The sequence below is a fragment of the Geodermatophilus sp. URMC 62 genome (assembly GCF_052931475.1).
On record NZ_JBRFHY010000001.1, the window covers coordinates 1,160,723 to 1,180,969 of the forward strand.

Below are 20,247 nucleotides of genomic sequence, written 5' to 3' on the forward strand. Positions count from 1 at the left end.
GCCCGGCGGAGGGGGTCACCGGGACGCCGCCATGAGCTCGGCGGCGCCGCGGTCGAGCAGCTCGGCGGCCAGGGCACGGCCCAGCCGCTCGGCGTCGGCGACGGGGCCGGTGACGGAGTCGCGGACGCCGTCGCTGCCGTCGATCGCCGTGACCGAGGCGCGCAGCCACAGCTCCAGGCCGTCGTCGCCCTCGGCGAGCTCGGCGTACGCCGCGACGGGAGCGCTGCAGCCGGCCTCGAGGGCGGTCAGCGTGGCCCGCTCGGCCACCACGCAGGCGCGGGTGCCGGCGTCGTCGAGCGGAGCGAGCAGCTCGCGCGTGCGCGCGTCGTCGGCCCGGCACTCGACGGCCAGCGCGCCCTGCGCCGGGGCGGGCAGCACCTGCAGCGGGTCGAGGGTCTCGGTGACCGCGTCGAGCCGGCCGAGGCGGCCCAGGCCCGCGCGGGCGAGGACGACGGCGTCGAGGTCGCCCGGGACGACGCGCGCCATGCGGGTGTCGACGTTGCCGCGGATCGGCACGACCTCCAGGCCCAGGCCGAGGGCGCGCAGCTGGGCGACCCGGCGCGGGGCGCCGGTGCCGACGCGGGCGCCGACGGGGAGCTCGCCCAGGGTCAGTCCGTCGCGGGCGACGAGGGCGTCGCGCGGGTCCTCCCGCGGGGGGACGGCGGCCAGCGCCAGGCCCGGCTCGGGCGCGGTCGGGAGGTCCTTGTAGCTGTGCACGGCGACGTCGACGGTGCCCTCGAGCAGCGCGCGGCGGATCGCGGTGACGAAGACGCCGGTGCCGCCGAGCTGGGCGATGGCCGCGGCCGAGCGGTCTCCCTCGGTGCTGATGTGCACCAGCTCGACCGGCACGCCGCTGGCCGCGGTGATGGCGTCGGCGACCGTCTGCGACTGGGTGCGGGCCAGCTGGCTGGCGCGGGTGCCCAGCCGCAGCGTGCCCGTGGCGGTGAGGGTCATGCCGCGCCGCCGGGGCGCAGCTCGTCGGGGTCGACGGTGACCGCCTCGGCCAGCCGCGTGCCGTCGGTGGGGACCTCGGCGTCGATGCCCAGCCCGAACAGGGCGCGCAGCGCGTCGGCGTAGTCGACACCGCCCGGGGTGCTGGCCAGCTCCTTGACCCGCACGGTCGGCTCGTGCAGCAGCTTGTCGACGACGCGGCGCACGGTGCGGGCGATCTCGTTGCGGGCGCGGGCGTCGAGGTCGGGCAGGCGGGTGGACAGCCGCAGCAGCTCGGCGTCGACGACCTCGGCGGCCTGGCTGCGCAGCGCCGACACGGTGGGCGCGACGGCGGCGGCCTGCCGCTCGGCACGCAGCAGCGCGGTCTCGGCCTCGATGAGCACGTGCGCGGCGGAGACGTCGTCGGCACCCACGGGCCCGGTGACCGGGTCACCGCCGGCGGCCGAGCGCTCCCCCTGCAGCAGGGCCAGGTCGACGACGTGCACGCCGGGCAGCGCGGCGACGCCGGGGTCGACGTCGCGGGGCAGCGCCAGGTCGACGACGGCCAGCGGCCGGCCGGTGCGCCCGGCCATCGCGGTGGCGACGGCGTCGGTGCTCACGACCAGGCCGGTGGCGCCGGTGCAGGTGACCAGCACGTCGGCGGAGGCGATCGCCCGCGGCAGGTCGGCCAGCTCGGCGGTGTCGCCGTCCACCGCGGCGGCCAGCCGCGCGGCCGACTCCGGCGACCGGCTGGCGACCGTGACCAGCGCGCCGCGGCGGGACAGCGTGGTGGCGGCCAGCGCGCCCATCGACCCGGCACCGACGACCAGCGCCGGCCGGCCGGCCAGCGGGCCGACGCGGGCCTCGGCGTGGTCGAGCGAGACGGTCACCAGGTTGGCGCCGGCGCGGTCGATGCCGGTCTCGGCGTGCACGCGCTTGCCCACGCGCAGGGCGTGCTGGGCGACCGGGTGCAGCTCGCGGCCGACCGTGCCCAGCTCCTGGGCGAGGGCGTAGGCGGCGCGCAGCTGGCCGAGCACCTGGGTCTCGCCGACCACCATCGAGTCCAGGCCCGCGGCGACGGTGAACAGGTGGGCGACGGCCTGGTCCTCGTAGTGGACGGTCACGTAGGGCGAGAGCTCCTCGACCGTGGCGCCGGCCTGGCGGGCCAGCACGCGGCTGACCTCGGCGACGCCGCCGTGGAAGCGGTCGACCTCGGCGAAGACCTCGACCCGGTTGCAGGTGGCCAGCACCAGCGACTCGCTGACGTGGTCGCTCTCGACCAGCTCGTGCAGCGCCTTGACCTGGTCGTCGCGCGACATCGCGAACTGCTCGAGCAGGGCGACCGGCGCGGTCTGGTGGCTGATGCCGACGGCGAGCAGGCTCATGCCATCCCTCCGGCGAGGACCGCGGAGGAGGCGGGCGCGGGCCCGCGCTGCTTGTCGAGGAAGGCGAGGACCTGCAGCTCCACGGAGAGGTCGACCTGGCGGACGTCGACCCCCGCGGGCGCGGTGAGCGCCACGGGCGCGAAGTTCAAGATGCTCCTCACCCCGGCCGCGGTCAGCCGGTCGCAGACCTGCTGGGCCACCTCGGCCGGTGTCGCGATGACCCCGATCGTCGCCCGGGTGGCGGCGACGACCTCGTCGAGCTCCTCGATGGGCCGGACCGGCCGGCCGCCGACCTGCTGTCCCACCCGGGCCGGCGAGGCGTCGAAGAGGCCGACGAACTCGAAGCCGCGGCTGCCGAAGCCGCCGTAGCCGGCCAGCGCCGACCCGAGGTTGCCCAGACCGACGAGGACGCAGGCGTGCGCCGTCTCCATCCCGAGCACCCCGGCGATCCGGTCGCGCAGGGTGGCCACCTCGTAGCCGACGCCGCGGGTGCCGCACGGACCCAGGTGCGAGAGGTCCTTGCGCAGCCCCGCCGGGTTGACGCCGGCCGCCGAGGCGAGCTCGCCGGAGGAGACGGTGCCGCGACCGCCGTCGGCGAGCCCGGTGAGCACCCGCAGGTACACGGCCAGGCGGGCGACGGTGGCCTCCGGGATCCGGGGCCGCGGCTGCATCACGGGCCTACTCCACAGTGGTCGCACCCGGGCGACGGCGGGAGCCGAGGGGGGTGGACGGCATCGGGGATCCGGACGGAACGCCGCCCGGTGCCTGCCACGGTAGCCGCTTGTGAACGCAGGAACAAAGTCCCGGTGACCTCACCGGGTCCCGGGCCAGCACGGACGGGCCCTGCCTGTGTCCGACACCATAACAAGGACCCCCTCGCCCCCGCGCCACGCTGCGCTCTGCGCGGGACCCTGCAGGGGCCGTTCCAGCCGGTGACCGGCCGGTCAGGCGATCCCGAGGTCGCCGCGCAGGCGGGACACGTCCACGGTGAAGTAGGAGTGCTCGCGGCCGTCGAGCAGCACCACCGGCACCCGGTCGCCGTACTCGGCCCGGAGCTCCGGGTCGGTGTCGACGTCGACCTCGCGACTGGTCACGCCGGCCTCGGCGGCGACCCGGGTGAGCGTCTCCCGGGCGGTCACGCACAGGTGGCACCCGGCGCGGGTGAGCAGCTCGAGCCGCACGGGGGGATCGGTGGTCACGGTGCGCTCCCGTCGGTGACGGCGTCCTCGGGCGGGGCCGGTCCACGCGGCCGGCCCGCTCGGCCGACCTCGCCGGTGGGCGAGTGTGGCAGGACCGGCGGGAGGCCGTCGACGTCGCCGCCCCGCAGCGGGTGGGGAGGGCGACGGCGTCGGACCCCCGACCTCGGGCACGGGGACGTGGAGGTGGTCTCGACCGGCCGATGTGGACGCGGAGCGACGATGGCGTCACCATGGGGGAAGACACGCAGCGCCGCAGGCACCCGTCGGGCTGCGAGACCCCCGTCGGGCGAGCCGCCGCGGCTCGGCGGGCCGACGAGGAGGACGACGCCCGCATGCCGCAGTCGCGCCCGGTGGACGCGCGGTCGCCCGCCGTCCCGGCCCGGCGGCCCAGCCCGCGCCCCGCACCGCTCCCCCACTCCGACGTGGAGGGCACCGCCGCACCGGCCGGCGCTCCCGGGGAGGACGTCGACGCCGACTCCCGAGTCACGCGGTCGGCCGGTCCGGGCACCCGCGAGCCGAACGTGGTCGCCGAGCTGCCCGGGGACGGCGCGGACCAGGACGGCGCTGCCCAGGACGGCGCGGACCAGGACGGCGCGGACCAGGACGGCGCGGACCAGGACGGCGCGGCCGCCGGGAAGGCGGCCGCCCCCCGGGAGGAGCGACCTGCCGACCGGGTCGACGTCTGGGAGCTCGTCCGCAGCACCCAGGCCGGCGACGCCGAGGCCTTCGGCCGGCTCTACGACCACTACGTGACCCTGGTCCACCGCTACGTGCTGCACCGGGTGGGCGACCGCGCGCAGGCCGAGGACTTCACGAGCGAGACCTTCGTGCGGGCGCTGCGCGGCATCGACTCGCTGTCGTTCCAGGGCCACGACGTCGCGGCGTGGCTGGTGACGATCGCGCGCAACCTCATCCGCGACCACGTGAAGAGCGGCCGCTTCCGGCTCGAGGTCGTCACCGCGGACATGCGCGACGCCGACCGGGCCACCGACGGCCCCGAGGACGCCGTCGTCGCGCGCCTGACCAACGAGCAGCTCCTGGCCTGCATCCGCCAACTGGGCGGCGAGCAGCAGGAGTGCATCTCGCTGCGCTTCCTGCAGGGACTGTCGGTGTCCGAGACGGCCGCCGTCATGGGCAAGAAGGACGGCGCGGTCAAGGCGCTGCAGCACCGGGCGGTGCGGCGGCTGGCCGGCCTGCTGCCGGAGGGGCTGCGGTGACGTGCGCCACCCACTCCGGAGGACCCCGCGTCGTCACCTGCCGCGTTGTCACCTCACGGTATGCCGCAACGGGCCCTGAGCGGCCTCGTTGCTCCGGTCGACCGCACACCCGACCGACCGGAGGACCACGGTGAGCCCCGAGCACGGCGGCGCGGGCGGCTCGCACCGCGCGCCCGTGCCCGACCGCGAGGCGGCCCTGGAGTGCCGCCTGCGCGCGCTCGCCACCGACCTCGACGACGAACCGGCCCCCGGGTTCCGCGCGGCCACCCGCGCCCGGCTGGTCGCGATGGCCGCCGTCCGGTCCCCGGCGCCGGCGCCGCGGCGCCTGTGCCGGCTCATCCCGCGCGGTCCGGCGCGGCTCTGGCGGGCGCGGCTGACCGCCGGCCTGGCCGGTGCCGCCCTGACCGTCACCGCGCTGGGCGCGCTCGTCGCGCTGGCGACCGACGCCCAGCCCGGCGACGCGCTCTACGGGCTCAAGCGCGGCACCGAGCAGACCCGGCTGGCCCTGGCCGGCGACGAGCGCGGACTGACCCTGCTGGGGTTCGCGAGCACCCGGCTGCAGGAGCTCGACGAGCTGGTCGAGGGCCCTCCCGGGACGCCACCGGCGGACCTGGTGCGCGACACGCTGGCGACCATGGACGCGCAGACCGAGGAGGGCGCCGCCCTGGTGTTCTCCCGTGCGGTCGACGCCGGTGACGCCGCGACGTTGACGGTGCTCAGCGGCTGGGCGCAGGAGCAGCGCTCGGGCCTGTCCGAGCTGGAGCAGGCGCTGCCCGCCGACACCGGCACCGCGGCCGGCCACTCGCTCGGCCTGGTCACCGAGGTCGGTACCCGCGCCGGCGACCTGCAGGCGGTGCTCGAGTGCCCCACGGGCCCGGCGACGACGGGCAACGACGAGCTCGGCCCGCTGCCGGCTCCCTCCTGCGAGACCCCTGCGACACCGCCGCCCAGCCCGGCTCCCCCGTCCGCCGGCACTCCCGACCCGACTCCCCCGACCGCCGACCAGCCCTCGGGTGCGCCCGACCCGACGCCGGGTTCCGGCGCCTCGGCGCCCACCTCGGCCGCCCCCTCCGGCGACGGTGGCGCGGACTCCTCCGCGGCGCCCACGGGCGGGAGCACGCCCGCGCAGACGTCGTCGGCCGCCGTGCCCGGCGGCGAGCAGCCCGACCCGTCGGACCCGCCGCCCGACGGGACCGGCAGCTCCCCGACCTCGCCGGCACCGGCTCCCGGCGGACCGTCCGGGCCCGTCCTGGACACGCCGCTGCCCCTGTGCCTCCCACCGGTGGTGTGCTGAGCACCCGGTCGGCCCGGCCACCCGGGCCCGGCTAGGGTCGCGGAGGTGCCGCCTCCGTGCGGCCGGGGGGAGAGCAGGGAGGTGCCGGTGCCGGGACTGCCGTTCCGGAGCCGCCGCAGGCGGGCTGCCGAGGTCGTGCCGGACGAGGAGACCCGGGCGCACGTCGCCGGTGCGGCGTCCGCGGCCGCCGCGGAGGTCGAGCCCGTCCCGGCCGTCGTCGTCGACCGGACCGCGGCCGCGTTCTTCGACGTCGACAACACGATGATGATGGGCGCCTCGCTGTTCTGGTTCGCCCGCGGCCTGGCCTCGCGCAAGTACCTGACCTCGCGCGACCTGAAGCGGTTCGTGTGGCAGCAGGCCAAGTTCCGCATCGCCGGCAACGAGAGCGCCGGCGACATGCACACCATCCGCGAGAGCGCGCTGGCCTTCGTCTCCGGCCGCGAGGTCGCCGAGATTGTGCAGGCCGGCGAGGAGATCTACGACGAGCTCATGGCCGACCGGATCTGGTCGGGCACGCGCAACCTCGCCCAGCAGCACCTCGACGCCGGGCAGCGGGTGTGGCTGGTGACCGCCACACCGGTCGAGCTGGCGCGGATCATCGCCCACCGGCTCGGCCTCACGGGGGCCCTCGGCACGGTGTCCGAGGTGGTCGACGGCTGCTACACCGGCCGGCTCGTCGGCGAGCTCATGCACGGTGAGGCCAAGGCCGAGGCGGTGCGGGCGCTGGCCGAGCGGGAGGGTCTGGACCTGTCCCGGTGCACCGCCTACAGCGACTCGGCCAACGACCTGCCGATGCTCACCCTCACCGGGACCGCCGTGGCGGTGAACCCCGACAGCGAACTGCGCGCCGTCGCCCGCTCGCGGGGGTGGACGATCCGCGACTTCCGCACCGGTCGCAAGGCGGCGCGGATCGGCGTCCCCACCGTCGCGGCCGCGGCGCTCACCGGCGGCGTCGTCGGCGGCACGATCGCCATCCGCCGCCGCCGGCTGCTCTGAGGAGCGGGCCCGGAGGGTCCCCGACGAGGAGCAGGACGATGGCCGCGGCGCCCGGCCGGGGACGGCACTCGGCCGCGGGTGCCACCGAGAGCCGCCCTGCGAGGTGCCGTGAGGAGTGGGGGCCGGAGGCTCCCGCGACCGAGCGGCAGGCAGGGCTCAACGCAGGTCGAGGACGGCACCTGGCCGCGGTGTCGGCCGGGAGGCCGACCATGTCAGGAGAACACGGAGGTGCGCTGCAGGAGCAGCTGGTAGATGGACTGCTGGATGGTCTCGCGCACCTGGTCGGTGAGGTTGAAGACCAGCATCGGGTCCTCGGCGGCGGCGGGCCCGTAGGACGCCGTCTCGATCGGGCGGCCGAAGGCGATCAGCCACTTCGACGGCAGCGGCACGAGCCCGAGCGGGCCGAGCGCGGGGAACGTCGGCGTGATCGGGAAGTAGGGCAGGCCGAAGAGCCGGGCGACGGTCTTGGCGTTGCCGACCATCGGGTAGATCTCCTCGGCGCCCACGATGGCGCAGGGGACGATCGGCTTGCCGGTGCGCAGCGCGGCTGTGACGAAACCCCCGCGGCCGAAGCGCTGCAGGGTGTACCGGTCGCGGAACGGCTTGCCGATCCCCTTGAACCCCTCGGGGAACACGCCGACCAGCTCCCCGCCGGTCAGCAACCGCTCGGCGTCCTCGGTGCAGGCCAGCGTGGCGCCGAACTTGCGGGCCAGGGAGCCGACCGCGGGCAGGTCGAAGACCAGGTCGGCGCCGAGCAGCCGGAACCGCCGCTGCGCCGGGTGGTCGTCGTGCAGCGCCACGGTGGCCATGAGGGCGTCGACCGGGATCGTGCCGGAGTGGTTGGCCACGACCAGCGCCCCACCGTCCGCCGGCACGTTCTCGACGCCGTGGGTCTCCACCCGGAACCAGCGGCGGAACAGCGGCCGCAGCAGCGGCAGCAGCACGTGGTCGGTGAGGTCGGGGTCGAAGCCGAACTCGTCGGTCCCGTACTCGCCGGTCATCCGGCGGCGGAGGAACTCCAGCCCGCCGACCACCTGCTCGTCCCAGGTCGGGTCCGACGCCGGGGGGACGTGCGACTGCTCGTCGTCGGGCCGCAGCGGGATGACGCGCGCCTCAGGCATCGCGCACCGCCCGCAGGCCGGGGGACGCCGGCGCCGGCCGCAGCCGGCCGTGGACCGCGCCGCCGACCGACGAGGTCAGCGCACCGGCGCGGGCCACCAGCGCCTCGGCCTGCGTCGTGACCTCACCGACGAGGTCCTTGGGGACGACGGGGGGCACGGTGCGCGCGTAGTCGTCCAGCGCGGCCTCCGTGCTGTACCGGGGGGTGTAGCCGAACTCGGTGCGCAGCACGGTCGTGTCGACGACGCGGCCGAAGTTGAGGAAGCGCATCTGCTCCGGGGAGTAGTCGACGAAGCCGAACCGGCGGGTGAGCCGGCCCAGCGAGCCCAACGCGGGCGAGGGCACCGGCAGCTGCAGCCGGCCGAGCCGGCGGATGACCTGCGACAGCAGCAACGTGCCCTCTCCCCCGACGTTGACCGTTCCCGCGAACTCGCCGGTGGTGGCCCGGGTGAGCACGCCCAGCGCGTCGTCCTCGTGCAGCAGCTGCACGCGGGCGTCGTAGCCGAGGGCGGTCGGGACGACCGGCATGCGCAGGAAGCCGGTGAGCACCGAGTCGATCCGCGGGCCGATGAAGTTGGTGAACCGCAGGACGGCGACCCCCACGTCGGGACGGCGGCGCGCGAACGACCGCGCGTAGCCCTCGATGTCGAGGCTGTCCTTGGCGAACCCGCCCGCCGGCACCCGGCGGGCCTGCATGGCCTCGGTGAAGACGGCGGGGTCGCGCGGTGAGGCGCCGTAGACGGCGCTGGTCGACTTGAGCACCAGCCGGCGCACCGACGGCGCGCGCTGGCAGGCGGCGAGGAGCTGCATCGTCCCGATGACGTTGAGCTCCTTCATCGGCCCACGCCCGCCGGACCCGGCCGGCGTGGAGCTGATGTTCATGTGCACGACGGTGTCGACCCCCGCCGTGCTGATGACCTTGCCGATCAGCGGGTTGCGGATGTCGGCGCGGACGAACTCGGTGCGACCGAGGCGGCGGAGCAGCTCGGCCGACGGGGGGACGGTGTCCACCCCGATGACCCGCCCGATGGCGGGGTCGCGAGCCAGCTCGGCCGCCAGCGCACCGCCGAGCCACCGGCTCACACCGGTGACCAGGACGACGGCAGGCGGCACGAGCGTCAGCTCACTTCTTGTTGCGACGCTGCACGCGGGTCTTCTTGAGCAGCTTGCGGTGCTTCTTCTTCGCCATCCGCTTGCGCCGCTTCTTGATGACCGAACCCATGTCCTGCTCCCGACGTCGTGGCCGCGTGGCACGGACCGCAGGGGCGGAACCGGGCGCCACGCGAGTGTGGATCAGCTCGTGTGCGACGGCTCCGGCCGGGGCCGGGGTGTCGCTCGGGGCCCGAGCCTACCCGGCGCCCCCGCGGCGACGCTGCCGCGGGAACCGGGCCGGGATCGATCCCACCACTCGAGGGGATCGCGCGGCCTCCCTGCAGGGGCCCGCGCCGAGCAGGCGAGGCGTGGGGGGCAGGGCGGCCCCTCTGCAGGGTCCCGCCGCGAGCGTGCGAGTGGCGGGGGCAGGGCGGCCTCCCTGCAGGGGCCCGCGCCGAGCGGAGCGAGGCGTGGGGGGCAGGGAGGTCCTTCCTCAGGCGATGTCGGTGTAGGCGTCGCGCAGGTAGTCCTGGACGGCGCGCTCGGGGACGCGGAAGGAGCGGCCGACGCGGACGGCGGCGAGCTCGCCGGCGTGCACGAGGCGGTACACGGTCATCTTGGAGACGCGCATCATGCTGGCGACCTCGGCGACGGTCAGGAAGGTGACCGTCGCGCGCTGCTGCGGGACGACCGGGCGGCCGACCGGGACGGCGGCCGGGTGCTGCGGGCCGACGGGGCGGGCCATGGTGGCGGCCGGGATCGGGCGGCTCATCGGACGCGGGCCGGGGACGGCCGGGCGGACGTAGGCGGCGTGGGTGCGCTGGGGCATGGTCATGATCAGTCTCCAGACCTAGCACGCGTCGGGCGTCGGCTTCCCCACCGACTACGGGACACGCACGTGCTGATACAGAGAGTAGGGGGACCGGCGTGACAGATGCGATGGAAGAAACGGACAGGCGGAACGGTCCGTCCTGGGCAGAACTACACGTAGGCAACACGATGCACAGCCGTATCGGCGCGTCGTCAAGGTGCTGTGTCGACTCGGTGACGCAGCGTCCTCCCTCGGCCGTGTCGTAGCGGTTACGGTCAGCGGCTCCCGTCGGCCCGGCCGAGCTCGACCGAGCGCTGCGCGGCCGCCTCGATGGCCGAGATGAGTGCCGACCGGACGGAGTGGCGCTCCAGCTCGCGGATGCCGGCCATCGTCGTCCCGCCGGGGCTGCTCACCGCGTCGCGCAGCTGGGCCGGGTGCTGGCCGGACTCGCGCAGCATCACCGCCGACCCCAGCGCGGTCTGCACCACCAGCTCGGTGGTCAGCGCCCGCGGCAGGCCCAGCAGCACGCCGGCGTCGACCATCGCCTCGACCAGGTAGAAGAAGTAGGCCGGGCCGCTGCCCGACAGCGCCGTCACCGCGTCCTGCTGGTGCTCGGGCACCCGGGCCACCCGGCCGACCGTCGACAGCAGCGCCTCGGCCTCGTCGAGCTCGGCCTCCCCGGCCGAGGCCCCGGCCGACAGCACGCTCATGCCCTCGTCGACCAGCGCGGGGGTGTTCGGCATGACCCGCACCACCGGCACCCCGGCCGGCAGGGCCCCCTCGATCGTGGCGGTGGACGCGCCCGCGGCGATGCTGACCACCAGGTGCCCGGGGGTGACCGAGGGGGCGAGCAGGCGCAGCAGCGCCGGCAGGTCCTGCGGCTTGACCGCCAGCAGCAGCACGCGCGAGCGGGCGGCGGCCTCCTCGAGGCCGACGACCTCGACGCCGTACCGCTGCGCCAGCTCCTGCCCGCGCTCCGGGTGCTTCTCGCAGACGACGACGCCCCCGGGCCCGGACCGCCGGACCAGCCCGGCCAGCAGCGCCTCGCCCATCTTCCCGCCGCCCAGGACCGCCAGGCCCCGCCGCTCGCTCATGTCCTGCTCCCGCCTGTCGATGTCCCGGTCGGACCGTAGTGCGCCGGGCGTGTGCCACCTCGCGGCCCCGGGTAGCCGCCGCCGCATGGCAGGAGAACTGGACGGGATGAAGGTGGCCGTGCTCGCGACCGACGGCGTCGAGCAGGTGGAGCTCGAACGGCCGTGGCAGACCCTGGAGGAGGCCGGGGCCGAGCCGGAGCTGGTGTCGCTCGGCGGCGGCACGATCACGATGTACCAGCACATCGACAAGGGCGACCAGAAGAAGGTCGACACGACCGTCGCCTCGGCCGACCCCGAGGACTACGCCGCGCTGGTCCTGCCCGGCGGCGTCATCAACGGCGACTTCGTGCGGGCCGACGCCGACGCGGTCGCCTTCGTGAAGGCGTTCTTCGACGCCGACAAGCCGGTGGCGGCGATCTGCCACGCGCCGTGGGTGCTCGCCGAGGCCGACGTCGTGCGCGGCCGGCGGATGACGTCGTGGCCCTCGCTGCAGACCGACCTGCGCAACGCCGGTGCGAAGTGGGTCGACGAGGAGGTCGTCGTCGACGGCAACCTGGTCACCAGCCGCAACCCCGACGACCTCGACGCCTTCGACGCCGCGATCGTCGAGCAGTTCGCGCAGGGCGCCACCGACGGGGACGACGAGGACGAGTGAGGGACCGCCGCCGGCGTCTCAGCCGGCGGCGGCGAGCAGCCCGGCCGCCGGGGCGATGGTGAGCAGCGTGCCGGCGAAGACGAGGACGGCGACCAGCCGCGGGCCCATGGGCTCCCGGCCGGCGCGCTGCCGCCACGCGGCCACCCCGGCGACCAGCGCGGTCACCGCCAGCGGCGCGAGGACGACCGCGACCTGGGGCAGCTGCTCCCAGACCACGGTGGACAGGAAGTAGATGCCCACCCCGGCGGCCAGGGCCAGGACCAGCTCGCCGGCGAATCGCAGCCAGGCGACCACGCCCTCGCGGGCGCCGAGCGGCTCGTCCTCGAGCACCTCGGGCTGGTCGGCCCGGGTCACCGGGATGGGGCCGGTGGCCGGCGCGGCGTCTCCGGCGGCACCCGGGACCCCGGGCTTGCCGCCGGTGGGCCGCAGCCCCGGGATGGCCGCGGTGGACGGCTCGGCCGGCCCCTTCCCGGCCGCGGCGGGCGGGGGGACGTCCCGGGACGAGCGCCCGGCGCCGGCCACCCGTCCGGTGTCGCGGGACACCCGTCCGGTGTCGCGGGACACGCGCCCGGCACCGGGGACCCCTCCGGTGTCGCGGGCCAGGCGTCCGGTGTCGGTGACCCGGCCCGTGTCGCTGGCACGCCGGCCGGGGTGGGGCCGGCCGGCGTCGGTGTCGGCATCGCGCCGGCGCTGCCGGATGGGGGTCTCGCCGGTGTCCTCGCCGCGGCCCCGGCGCCGGACGCTGCGCGGCGCCTCGATGCCGGCCTCGCGGAGGATGTCGGCCAGCGGGCGACCGCCGGTGTCCGGGTCGCGGCGGGGCCCGGGGTCCCTGGGCGGCTGGCTCATCCCACGTCCCCCAACGAGTCGAGTCGCCGGAGGATGACCCCCTCCCGCAGCGCCCACGGACAGATCCGCACGGAGGGTAGATCCAGCGCCTGCATCGCGGACTGCGCCACGACCGCGCCGGCGGGGATCTGGTGCGCGCGGTCGGGCGACACGCCGCGCAGCTCGGCCAGGGCGCGCGACTCGATCCGCGACACGAAGCCGATCAGCTGCCCCAGGCCGTCGCCGGTGAGCTCGCGGTGCACCCGGAGCCCGGCCGAGTAGGGCGCGGCGCCGGTCAGCCGCGCCAGCGTGCGGAACGTCTTGCTCGTGGCGGCCACCAGGTCCGGCGGCCCGGCGCCCTTCAGCTTCCTGGCCGCCGGCCGGAGCACGTCGGCGGCGTGCTCCCCCAGGGCGGTGAGCGCGGCGAGGTCGGGCCGGCCGCCGGTGGCCGCCTCGGGCAGGAAGCGGCGGGTCATGCGGCCGGCGCCCAGCGGCACGGACAGGGCGACGTCGGGGTCCTCGTCCGTGCCGCCGGCCAGCTCCAGCGAACCGCCGCCGATGTCGAGCACCAGCAGCCGGCCGGCGCTCCAGCCGTACCACCGGCGCACGGCGAGGAAGGTCAGCCGGGCCTCCTCCTCCCCGCTGGTCACCTGCAGCTCGACGCCGGTCTGCCGGCGGACCCGCTCGAGCACCTCCATGCCGTTGCGCGCCTCGCGGATGGCGGAGGTGACCAGCGCGAGCACCTCCTCGCACCCCATCTCCTCGGCCTTCTCGCACGCCTTGCGCACGGCCTTGACCAGTGCCTTCTCGCCCTCCTTGGACAGCACGTCGTCGTCCCCGACGTGCTCGGCGAGGCGCAGCAGCCAGCGGTCGTCGTGCTGCGGGGTCGGCTGGCCTCCGCGGTGGGCGTCGACCACCAGCAGGTGGACGGTGTTCGAGCCGACGTCCAGCACCCCGAGCCGCATGCGGTCAGTCTGCCTGGCCCCCTCCGGAGGCTCGCGCCGAGCGGAGCGGGGCGTGAGGGGAGGGGGTCCTCTCTCTACGCTGGGGCGGTGCACGACACGCCCCCCGAGGTCGATCCCGACTTCGCCCGCGAGTGGGTCGAGTTCCCCGACCCGGCCGATCCGCGGCACCGGGTGCGGGCCGACCTCACCTGGCTCTCCTCGGCCTGGACCTGCGTGTTCGGCCGCGGCTGCGCGGGCGTCGTCCCCGGCCGGGCCGACGACGGCTGCTGCAGCCACGGCGCGTTCTTCAGCGACGAGGACGACCTGATGCGGGTGACCGCCGCGGTCGCCGACCTCGACGACGAGGACTGGCAGCTGGCCCCCGTCGGGCGCGGCGCCTGGACCGAGGAGGACTCCGCCGACGACGAGGCCCCCGAGGAGGGCGGCGTCCGCTCGTTGCGCACGCGCCTGGTCGACGGCGCCTGCGTCTTCCTCAACCGGCCCGGCTTCCCCGGCGGCACCGGCTGCGCGCTGCACCGCATGGCCCTGCGCGAGGACCTCCACCCGCTGACCACCAAGCCCGACGTCTGCTGGCAGCTGCCGGTGCGCCGCGAGCAGGAGGAGGTCGAGCGACCCGACGGCAGCACCGTGCTGGTGAGCACCATCGGCGAGTTCGACCGGCGCGGCTGGGGCCCGGGCGGCGCGGACCTGCACTGGTGGTGCACCGGCTCCCCCGCCGCGCACGTCTCCCCCGAGCCGCTGGTGCTCACCTACGGCCCCGAGCTGACCGCGCTGCTCGGCCCGGCGGCGTACGCCGAGCTGCGCCGGCTGACCGAGGCCCGGCTCGACCAGGGCCTGGTCGCGCCGCACCCGGCCAGCCCCGCCCCGGTGTCCCTGACCCTGCAGCGACGGGGTCACCCGGCCGGCTGACCCGACGCCCCGCCCGGGCCGCGGGAGCGCCCGGAGCGCGCCGTCCGCCAGTACCCTGCTCGCCACCACCGCGACGACCGGACGGCGAGGACTGTGAGCGACCGACAGGCGGCGAGCTCCGGCGCGGGCGCGTCGAGGTCGTCGGCCGGCGGGCCGGTGCACGAGAACGCGTTGCTGGCGCTGCTGCGCATCGCGGTGTTCCGGCGCATGTGGGCGGCCATCGCCGTGTCCAGCCTGGGCGACTGGCTGGGCCTGCTGGCCACCACCGCGATGGCCCAGCAGCTGACCAGCCAGGAGTCGACCGCCGTGCAGGGCGCGGCCATCTCCGGCGTCATCCTGACCCGGCTGCTGCCCGACCTCGTCCTCGGCCCGCTCGCCGGCGCCCTGGCCGACCGGCTCGACCGGCGCACCACCGTCGTCGTCGGGGACCTGCTGGCGCTGGGCCTGTACCTGTCGATCGGCCTGACCTACGAGCTCACCTGGCTCTACGTCGCGCAGTTCCTCGTCGAGGCCGTCGGGCTGTTCACCAACCCGGCCAAGCAGGCGATCTGGGTCGCGATCGTGCCGCGGGAGCGGCTGGCCGTGGCCAACCAGGTCTCGCTGTTCAGCGTCTACGGCGCGGTCCCGGTGGCCGCGCTGCTGTTCGCGCTGCTGTCCACGGTCAGCCGGGTCTTCCCCGGCAGCGGCGGCACCTCGGACGCGCGGACGGCGATCGTCGTCGCGCTGCTGTTCAACGCGGCGAGCTTCGGGGTCTCGGCCACCACCGTGCTGCTCTCGCGGGCGCTCATCCCGCCCACGGCCGTCGACCGCGAGGCGCCGACCAACGTCTTCTCCCTCGTCGTCGAGGGCGTGTCCTTCCTGCGCAACCAGCCGCTCATGCGGGCGCTCTACGTCGGCGTCATCGGCGCGTTCGGGGCCGGCGGGCTGATCATCGGGGTGGCGCAGCTCTACATCGCCACGCTGGACGCCGGCACGGCCGGGTACGGCGTCGTCTTCGGCATCGTGTTCACCGGCCTGGCCCTGGGCATGCTGGTCGGGCCGCGCATCCTGCCCACCGTGCCGCGGCGGTCGCTGTTCGCCCGCTCGATCGGCGTGGCCGGAGTCGCCCTGCTGGCGATGTCGGTGCTGCAGGACTTCGTCCTGGCCACCGGCGCGGCCTTCCTGGTCGGCCTGTTCGCCGGGATCTCGTGGATCATCGGCTACACGCTCATCGGCTTCGAGGTCGAGGACCGGCTGCGCGGGCGGGTGTTCGCCTTCGTCATCTCCTCGGTGCGGATCGTGCTGCTGCTCGCCGTCGCGGTCGGGCCCGGCCTGGCCGGCCTCCTCGGCACGCACGACCTGCGCTTCGGCGAGCTGCTGCTGACCCTGAGCGGTCCCGGCCTGACCCTGTTCATCGGCGGCGTCATCGCCCTGCTGGTCAGCGCCTACGCCGTGCGGCAGGTGGCCCCGCGCGGCCGGTCGCGCACCCGTCCGCGGGACACGCTGCGGCTCCTGTGGGGCAGCTCGGACATCCTCTCGGCCTCCTCGAGCGGGGTCGGGCTGTTCGTCGTCGTCGAGGGCGCCGACCGCGACCTCACCCGCCGCTACACCGCCGACCTCGCCCGGGTGCTCCGCGACGCCGGCCGCCCGGTGGTGGCCACCCACGAGCCGAGCGACACCGCGCTGGGCCGGCAGGTGCGCCGGCTGCTCTACCCGCCGGCGCCCGAGCCGGCCGACGACCGCTCGGTGACCGACGGCGAGGGCCGGTCGGTGGCCGCCTACACCGCGGCGCTGCTGGCCGCGGCCGACCGCGCCGAGCACGTGGCCACGGTGATCCGCCCGGCGCTCGGCCGCCGCGAGGTCGTGGTGTGCAACCACTACGTGGACACCTCGATCGCCTTCCACGGCGCCGGGCAGGGCCTGGACGCCGACCGCATCTTCCGCACCTCGCTGTGGGCCACCCGCGGCCTGCTGCCCGACCTCACCGTGGTGGTCGACTCCCCCGTCACCGCCGGCCCGGCCGACGCCGACGCCGGCGCGGTCCGCGCGGCGTTCCTCGCCCAGGCCGAGGCCGCGCCCGACCGCTACGTCGTCGTCCCGGGCGAGCTGCTGGGCGCCGACGGCACCTCCGACGGGGGCGGCCTGGTGTCCGACGCCGTCCGCCGGCGGATCAGCACGCTGCTGGCCCAGCGCTACCCCGAGCACGGCGAGGGCCGGACCGAGGACGCCGTCGGCGTGGCCGGACCGCCGGTCGGCGCGGCGCGGACGGGTCCCGGGCGCGACACCGGCGGCTCCGTAGGCTGACCGCGTGACTGCCCCGGTGACCTGGACGACCGAGGACACCGAGGAGGTCGACTGCTGCCTGTGCGGCGTGCGCGGCCGGCTCGTGCACGACCTCGCCCCCTTCGGCGTCGTGCGCTGCCCCCGGTGCGGCCTGGTCTTCATCAGCCCGCGGCTGGCGCCGGCGGCCCTGCAGCGGCTCTACGACGACGTCGGCTACTTCGAGGGCGGCGTCTACGGGGACGCCGCCCGGGAGCCCCGGCGGTTCGACGCCGCGATGCTGCTGCAACGCACCTGGACCGCCGGTCGGCTGGCGCTGCTCGACCGGGTGCGCGGCCGCGGCCCCGGCGGCCGGCTGCTGGAGGTCGGCGCCGGGTACGGGCTGTTCCTGGACGCCGCCCGGCGGGCCGGCTGGGAGACCAGCGGGGTGGAGCTGTCGCGCACCGGCGCCCGGCACGCCCGCGAGACGCTCGGTCTCGACGTCTTCTGCGGCCAGCTCGCCGAGGCCCCGCTGCGGCCCGGCGTCGACGTCGTCTGCGCGTGGGACACCGTCGAGCACGTGCCCGACCCGCTCGACCTCTGGCGCACGGTGCGGTCCCTGGTGGCCGACGACGGCGTCGTCCTGTTCTCCACGCCGTACGTCTCGTCGCTGCCCGCGCGCCTGCTGGGCACCCGCTGGTGGACGCTCAAGCCGGCCGAGCACATCTGGCACTTCACCCCGCGCACCCACGCGGTGCTGCTGGCCCGCGCCGGGCTCGCGCTGACCCAGGTCGTGCGCAGCCCGCTGGCCCCGGCCAACGCCGGCCGGCTGGACTCCCTGGTGGGGGTGGCCCGGCCCGTTCCCCTGGACTGACACGCAGGTCCGGGCACCGGTGTCCCGGCGGACGAGGAGATCCCGTGCAGGTCGGTCTCGACGGGCTGGTGCACGCAGGACTCCTGCGGCACGTCCCGGAGAGCCGGGCGTTCTACGCCGCGCGCGGGGAGCGGCGAGGGCCCGCGTCCCTGGAGGAGCTGCGGGAGGCCCGGGCCGCGCTCGTCCCCGCTCCGCAGCGCGAGGGCGTCACCGCCGAGCGGGTCGCGGGTGCACCGGGCCGGGAGGTCCCCGTGCGGATCACGGTGCCGGAGGCCGCGGAGGTGCGGGGCGTGTACCTCGACATCCCGGGTGGGGGCTTCTCCCTCGGGCCGACGGCCGGCGCCGACGCCCGCAACGCGGCGCTCGCCGGGTCGCTCGGGATCGTCGTCGTCAGCGTCGGCTACCGGCTCGCGCCCGAGGACCCCTGGCCGGCCGCGCCGGACGACTGCGAGGCCGCCGCGCTCTGGCTCGTCGAGCACGCCGGAGCCCGGTTCGGCACCACCGACCTGGCGATCGGCGGGAGCTCGGCCGGGGCCACCCTCGCCGTGACGACGCTGCTGCGGCTCCGGGACCGGGGCCGTGCGGACCGCTTCGCCGGTGCCGACCTGCAGTTCGGGACCTACGACCTCAGCGGCCGGACCCCGGCGGGTCGGCGGATCGCCGACGAGTGGTTCCTCGAGGCCTACGCCGGCCACGTGGCCGACCGCACCGTCCCCGACGTGTCGCCGGTCTTCGGCGACCTGCGGGGCCTGCCGCCGACGCTCGTGACCGTCGGGGCGTCGGACGTCCTGCTCGAGGACAACCTGGTCATGGCGGCACGGCTCTCCGCCGCGGGGGTGGACGTCGACGTCCGCGTGTACCCGGAGTCACCCCACGGGTTCACCGGTCACCCCACCGGCATGGCACGAGCCGCGCTGACCGGCCGGGACGCCTGGCTGGGCGAGCGCCTCGCCGCACGGGCGACGTCCCGCCGTCCCTGACCGCGAGCGCGTGCGGTGCGGGGTCGGCGGCCGGGCGGCCCGCGGTGACCGGCGGGCCGGCCCCTACGCGGCCGAGCCCTCACCCGCCGGCACCGCGGCGGCCGTGCGGAAGGTCTGCCGGTAGGCCCGCGGGGACACCCCGCGGCGGCGGGCGAACTGCTCGCGGAACCCGGCAGCGGTGCCGAAGCCGACCAGCCGCGCGATCTCCTCGACGGGCGCCTCGGTCTCCTCCAGCAGCGCCTCGGCGGCGGCCAGTCGCTGGGCGAGCAGCCAGGCGTGCGGCGTCGTCCCGGTGGTGGCCTTGAACCGGCGGGCGAAGCTGCGTGGGCTCATCAGCGCCCGCCGCGCGAGCGCCTCGACGCTGATGTCCTCGGCCAGGTGCGCCCGCGCCCAGTCGAGCACGATGCCCAGCAGGTCGTCCTCGCAGCGGGCGACCGGGGTGTCGATGTACTGCGCCTGCCCGCCGTCGCGGTGCGGCGGGACGACCATCTCGCGGGCCAGCGCGTTGGCCGCCGTCGCGCCCCACTCCCGCCGGACGAAGTGCAGCAGGGCGTCGACGCCGCTCGCCGTGCCGGCGCCGGTGATGATCGTGCCCTCGTCGACGTAGAGGACCCGCGGGTCGACGTCGACGCGCGGGTAGCGGGCGGCCAGCTCGCCGGCGTACCGCCAGTGCGTGGTGGCCCGCCGGCCGTCGAGCAGGCCGGCCTCCGCGACGACGAAGGCGCCGGTGCAGTGGCTGATGATCTGCGCACCGCGGGCGTGCACGGCCCGCAGCGCCTCGAGGACCGCCGGCGGGACGGGCGCGGACAGCTTCTCCCACGCGGTCACCAGGACGACGTCGGAGGTGTCCAGCCGCTCGAGGCCGTGCTCGACGTACAGCGCCAGGCCGGTGTCGGTGCGCACGATGCCCGGGCGGTCGGTGACCACGGCGAAGTCGAACCGCGGCATGCCCAGGCGGCGGTAGTCGTAGCCGAAGACCTCGGCGGCGACGCCGAGGCCGAAGGCGCCCAGGACGCCGTCGCCGGCGAGCAGGCTGACGACGAGCGGGCGGTCGGTTCCGGTCACGCCGACATCATGGCAGGAAAGACGCGATCGCTGTCACATCCGCCACTCGTCGCACTCCGCGAGCCGGAGCACGCTCCTCCCATGTTGCTGATCACCTGCCCCGTGACCCGGACCGACGAGCTGGTCGCCGACCGGCGGATCCGATCGGTCACCAACCACCCGACGCACGTCGCGCTGTCGGTCGAGTGCCCCGCCTGCGGGAGCGTGCACGTGTACCGGACCGGCCGGCGCTGGGAGCAGGCCCGCGCCGCGGTGGCGGCTGCTCGACCTGCGGCGGAGCTCACCCACGCCTAGACTCGAACACATGAGCGAATCGAACGTCAACACCGGACAGGCCGGCGACCCGACCGCGGAGAAGGACCCGTCGGACTGGGTGACCGGCGACGAGCCCGCCACCGGGGCGCAGAAGAGCTACCTGCACACCCTGGCGCGCCAGGCCGGGGAGGACGTCCCGGAGGACATCACCAAGGCCGACGCCTCGAGGAAGATCGACGAGCTCCAGGAGGAGACCGGCCGGGGCCAGTGACCCCGACGGACGCCGTCAGGTGGTCGTTCGAGACCGACACCTCCGAGGCCGGCCCCACGGGTACGGACGCCGC

Annotated in this window: 22 protein-coding genes; 10 read left to right on the forward strand and 12 right to left on the reverse strand. The window is 76.1% G+C overall.

Annotated features, from left to right (window positions below; translation table 11 throughout):
• Positions 1–15 precede the first annotated feature (15 nt).
• The 4 genes from hemC to ACU616_RS05515 all read right to left on the reverse strand — a co-directional run bounded on the left by hemC (position 16) and on the right by ACU616_RS05515 (position 3,514).
• On the reverse strand, positions 16–954 hold the full coding sequence (gene hemC / locus ACU616_RS05500) for a hydroxymethylbilane synthase (protein ID WP_446757468.1): 939 nt from the start codon (positions 952–954) through the stop codon (positions 16–18).
• On the reverse strand, positions 951–2,315 hold the full coding sequence (locus tag ACU616_RS05505) for a glutamyl-tRNA reductase (RefSeq protein ID WP_446757469.1): 1,365 nt from the start codon (positions 2,313–2,315) through the stop codon (positions 951–953). Before ACU616_RS05505 ends, hemC begins: the two co-directional genes overlap by 4 nt.
• Positions 2,312–2,986 carry a redox-sensing transcriptional repressor Rex gene (locus tag ACU616_RS05510; RefSeq protein WP_446761454.1) on the reverse strand — a complete coding sequence of 225 codons (675 nt, stop codon included), beginning with the start codon at positions 2,984–2,986 and terminating at the stop codon, positions 2,312–2,314. The genes ACU616_RS05505 and ACU616_RS05510 overlap by 4 nt, the downstream gene beginning before the upstream one ends.
• 273 nt (positions 2,987–3,259) lie before the next feature.
• Positions 3,260–3,514 (reverse strand): glutaredoxin family protein, encoded by a 255-nt coding sequence (locus ACU616_RS05515; RefSeq protein ID WP_446757470.1) that lies wholly within the window; start codon positions 3,512–3,514, stop codon positions 3,260–3,262.
• A gap of 332 nt (positions 3,515–3,846) precedes the next feature.
• Here ACU616_RS05515 and ACU616_RS05520 point away from each other — a divergent pair, with 332 nt between their 5' ends.
• The 3 genes from ACU616_RS05520 (at position 3,847) to ACU616_RS05530 (ending at position 7,021) form a co-directional block, all read left to right on the forward strand.
• Entirely contained in the window at positions 3,847–4,731 is an 885-nt protein-coding gene (locus ACU616_RS05520) for a sigma-70 family RNA polymerase sigma factor (protein WP_446757471.1), read from the forward strand.
• Positions 4,732–4,861: 130 nt separating this feature from the next.
• Positions 4,862–6,025 (forward strand): DUF5667 domain-containing protein, encoded by a 1,164-nt coding sequence (locus ACU616_RS05525; RefSeq protein ID WP_446757472.1) that lies wholly within the window; start codon positions 4,862–4,864, stop codon positions 6,023–6,025.
• 87 nt (positions 6,026–6,112) lie between these two features.
• Entirely contained in the window at positions 6,113–7,021 is a 909-nt protein-coding gene (locus tag ACU616_RS05530; protein WP_446757473.1) for an HAD family hydrolase, read from the forward strand.
• A 212-nt stretch (positions 7,022–7,233) separates the two neighbouring features.
• Here ACU616_RS05530 and ACU616_RS05535 read toward each other — a convergent pair whose 3' ends face one another.
• The 5 genes from ACU616_RS05535 to proC form a co-directional block, all read right to left on the reverse strand.
• Positions 7,234–8,142 carry a lysophospholipid acyltransferase family protein gene (locus ACU616_RS05535; RefSeq protein WP_446757474.1) on the reverse strand — a complete coding sequence of 303 codons (909 nt, stop codon included), beginning with the start codon at positions 8,140–8,142 and terminating at the stop codon, positions 7,234–7,236.
• Positions 8,135–9,253, reverse strand: coding sequence for an NAD-dependent epimerase/dehydratase family protein (locus ACU616_RS05540; protein ID WP_446757475.1), 1,119 nt, complete (start codon positions 9,251–9,253; stop codon positions 8,135–8,137). Before ACU616_RS05540 ends, ACU616_RS05535 begins: the two co-directional genes overlap by 8 nt.
• A gap of 10 nt (positions 9,254–9,263) precedes the next feature.
• A complete protein-coding gene (locus ACU616_RS05545) occupies positions 9,264–9,362 on the reverse strand; it encodes a 30S ribosomal protein bS22 (RefSeq protein ID WP_012854759.1) in 99 nt (32 codons plus the stop codon).
• A gap of 363 nt (positions 9,363–9,725) precedes the next feature.
• On the reverse strand, positions 9,726–10,067 hold the full coding sequence (locus ACU616_RS05550; protein WP_446757476.1) for a helix-turn-helix domain-containing protein: 342 nt from the start codon (positions 10,065–10,067) through the stop codon (positions 9,726–9,728).
• A gap of 251 nt (positions 10,068–10,318) precedes the next feature.
• The gene (proC, locus tag ACU616_RS05555) at positions 10,319–11,137 is read right to left on the reverse strand and encodes a pyrroline-5-carboxylate reductase (RefSeq protein WP_446757477.1); all 819 of its coding nucleotides are present in this window, start codon (positions 11,135–11,137) and stop codon (positions 10,319–10,321) included.
• Between the two features lie 85 nt (positions 11,138–11,222).
• Here proC and ACU616_RS05560 point away from each other — a divergent pair, with 85 nt between their 5' ends.
• On the forward strand, positions 11,223–11,792 hold the full coding sequence (locus ACU616_RS05560; RefSeq protein WP_446757478.1) for a type 1 glutamine amidotransferase domain-containing protein: 570 nt from the start codon (positions 11,223–11,225) through the stop codon (positions 11,790–11,792).
• Positions 11,793–11,810: 18 nt separating this feature from the next.
• On the opposite strand, the gene ACU616_RS05565 is transcribed toward ACU616_RS05560, so the two are convergent.
• Both ACU616_RS05565 and ACU616_RS05570 read right to left on the reverse strand, forming a co-directional pair.
• Positions 11,811–12,638 (reverse strand): hypothetical protein, encoded by an 828-nt coding sequence (locus ACU616_RS05565; protein ID WP_446757479.1) that lies wholly within the window; start codon positions 12,636–12,638, stop codon positions 11,811–11,813.
• Entirely contained in the window at positions 12,635–13,582 is a 948-nt protein-coding gene (locus tag ACU616_RS05570; RefSeq protein ID WP_446757480.1) for a Ppx/GppA phosphatase family protein, read from the reverse strand. The genes ACU616_RS05565 and ACU616_RS05570 overlap by 4 nt, the downstream gene beginning before the upstream one ends.
• Before the next feature lie 87 nt (positions 13,583–13,669).
• Here ACU616_RS05570 and ACU616_RS05575 point away from each other — a divergent pair, with 87 nt between their 5' ends.
• The 4 genes from ACU616_RS05575 (at position 13,670) to ACU616_RS05590 (ending at position 18,583) form a co-directional block, all read left to right on the forward strand.
• A complete protein-coding gene (locus ACU616_RS05575; protein WP_446757481.1) occupies positions 13,670–14,491 on the forward strand; it encodes a hypothetical protein in 822 nt (273 codons plus the stop codon).
• Positions 14,492–14,584: 93 nt separating this feature from the next.
• Complete coding sequence (locus ACU616_RS05580; protein ID WP_446757482.1) at positions 14,585–16,774, forward strand: bifunctional MFS transporter/dTMP kinase; 2,190 nt, start codon at positions 14,585–14,587, stop codon at positions 16,772–16,774.
• Positions 16,775–16,778: 4 nt separating this feature from the next.
• A complete protein-coding gene (locus ACU616_RS05585) occupies positions 16,779–17,603 on the forward strand; it encodes a class I SAM-dependent methyltransferase (protein WP_446757483.1) in 825 nt (274 codons plus the stop codon).
• A gap of 44 nt (positions 17,604–17,647) precedes the next feature.
• Positions 17,648–18,583: an alpha/beta hydrolase gene (locus ACU616_RS05590; protein WP_446757484.1), complete on the forward strand. Its 936-nt coding sequence runs from the start codon at positions 17,648–17,650 to the stop codon at positions 18,581–18,583.
• 63 nt (positions 18,584–18,646) lie between these two features.
• Here the strand turns inward: ACU616_RS05590 and ACU616_RS05595 are convergent, their stop codons facing one another.
• Entirely contained in the window at positions 18,647–19,648 is a 1,002-nt protein-coding gene (locus ACU616_RS05595) for a helix-turn-helix domain-containing protein (protein WP_446757485.1), read from the reverse strand.
• 81 nt (positions 19,649–19,729) lie between these two features.
• Between ACU616_RS05595 and ACU616_RS05600 the strand changes: the two genes are divergently transcribed.
• Both ACU616_RS05600 and ACU616_RS05605 read left to right on the forward strand, forming a co-directional pair.
• Positions 19,730–19,942, forward strand: coding sequence for a hypothetical protein (locus ACU616_RS05600; RefSeq protein WP_446757486.1), 213 nt, complete (start codon positions 19,730–19,732; stop codon positions 19,940–19,942).
• A gap of 10 nt (positions 19,943–19,952) precedes the next feature.
• Positions 19,953–20,174, forward strand: a complete 222-nt coding sequence (locus ACU616_RS05605) for a DUF3072 domain-containing protein (RefSeq protein ID WP_446757487.1) — start codon at positions 19,953–19,955, stop codon at positions 20,172–20,174.
• Positions 20,175–20,247: the final 73 nt, after the last annotated feature.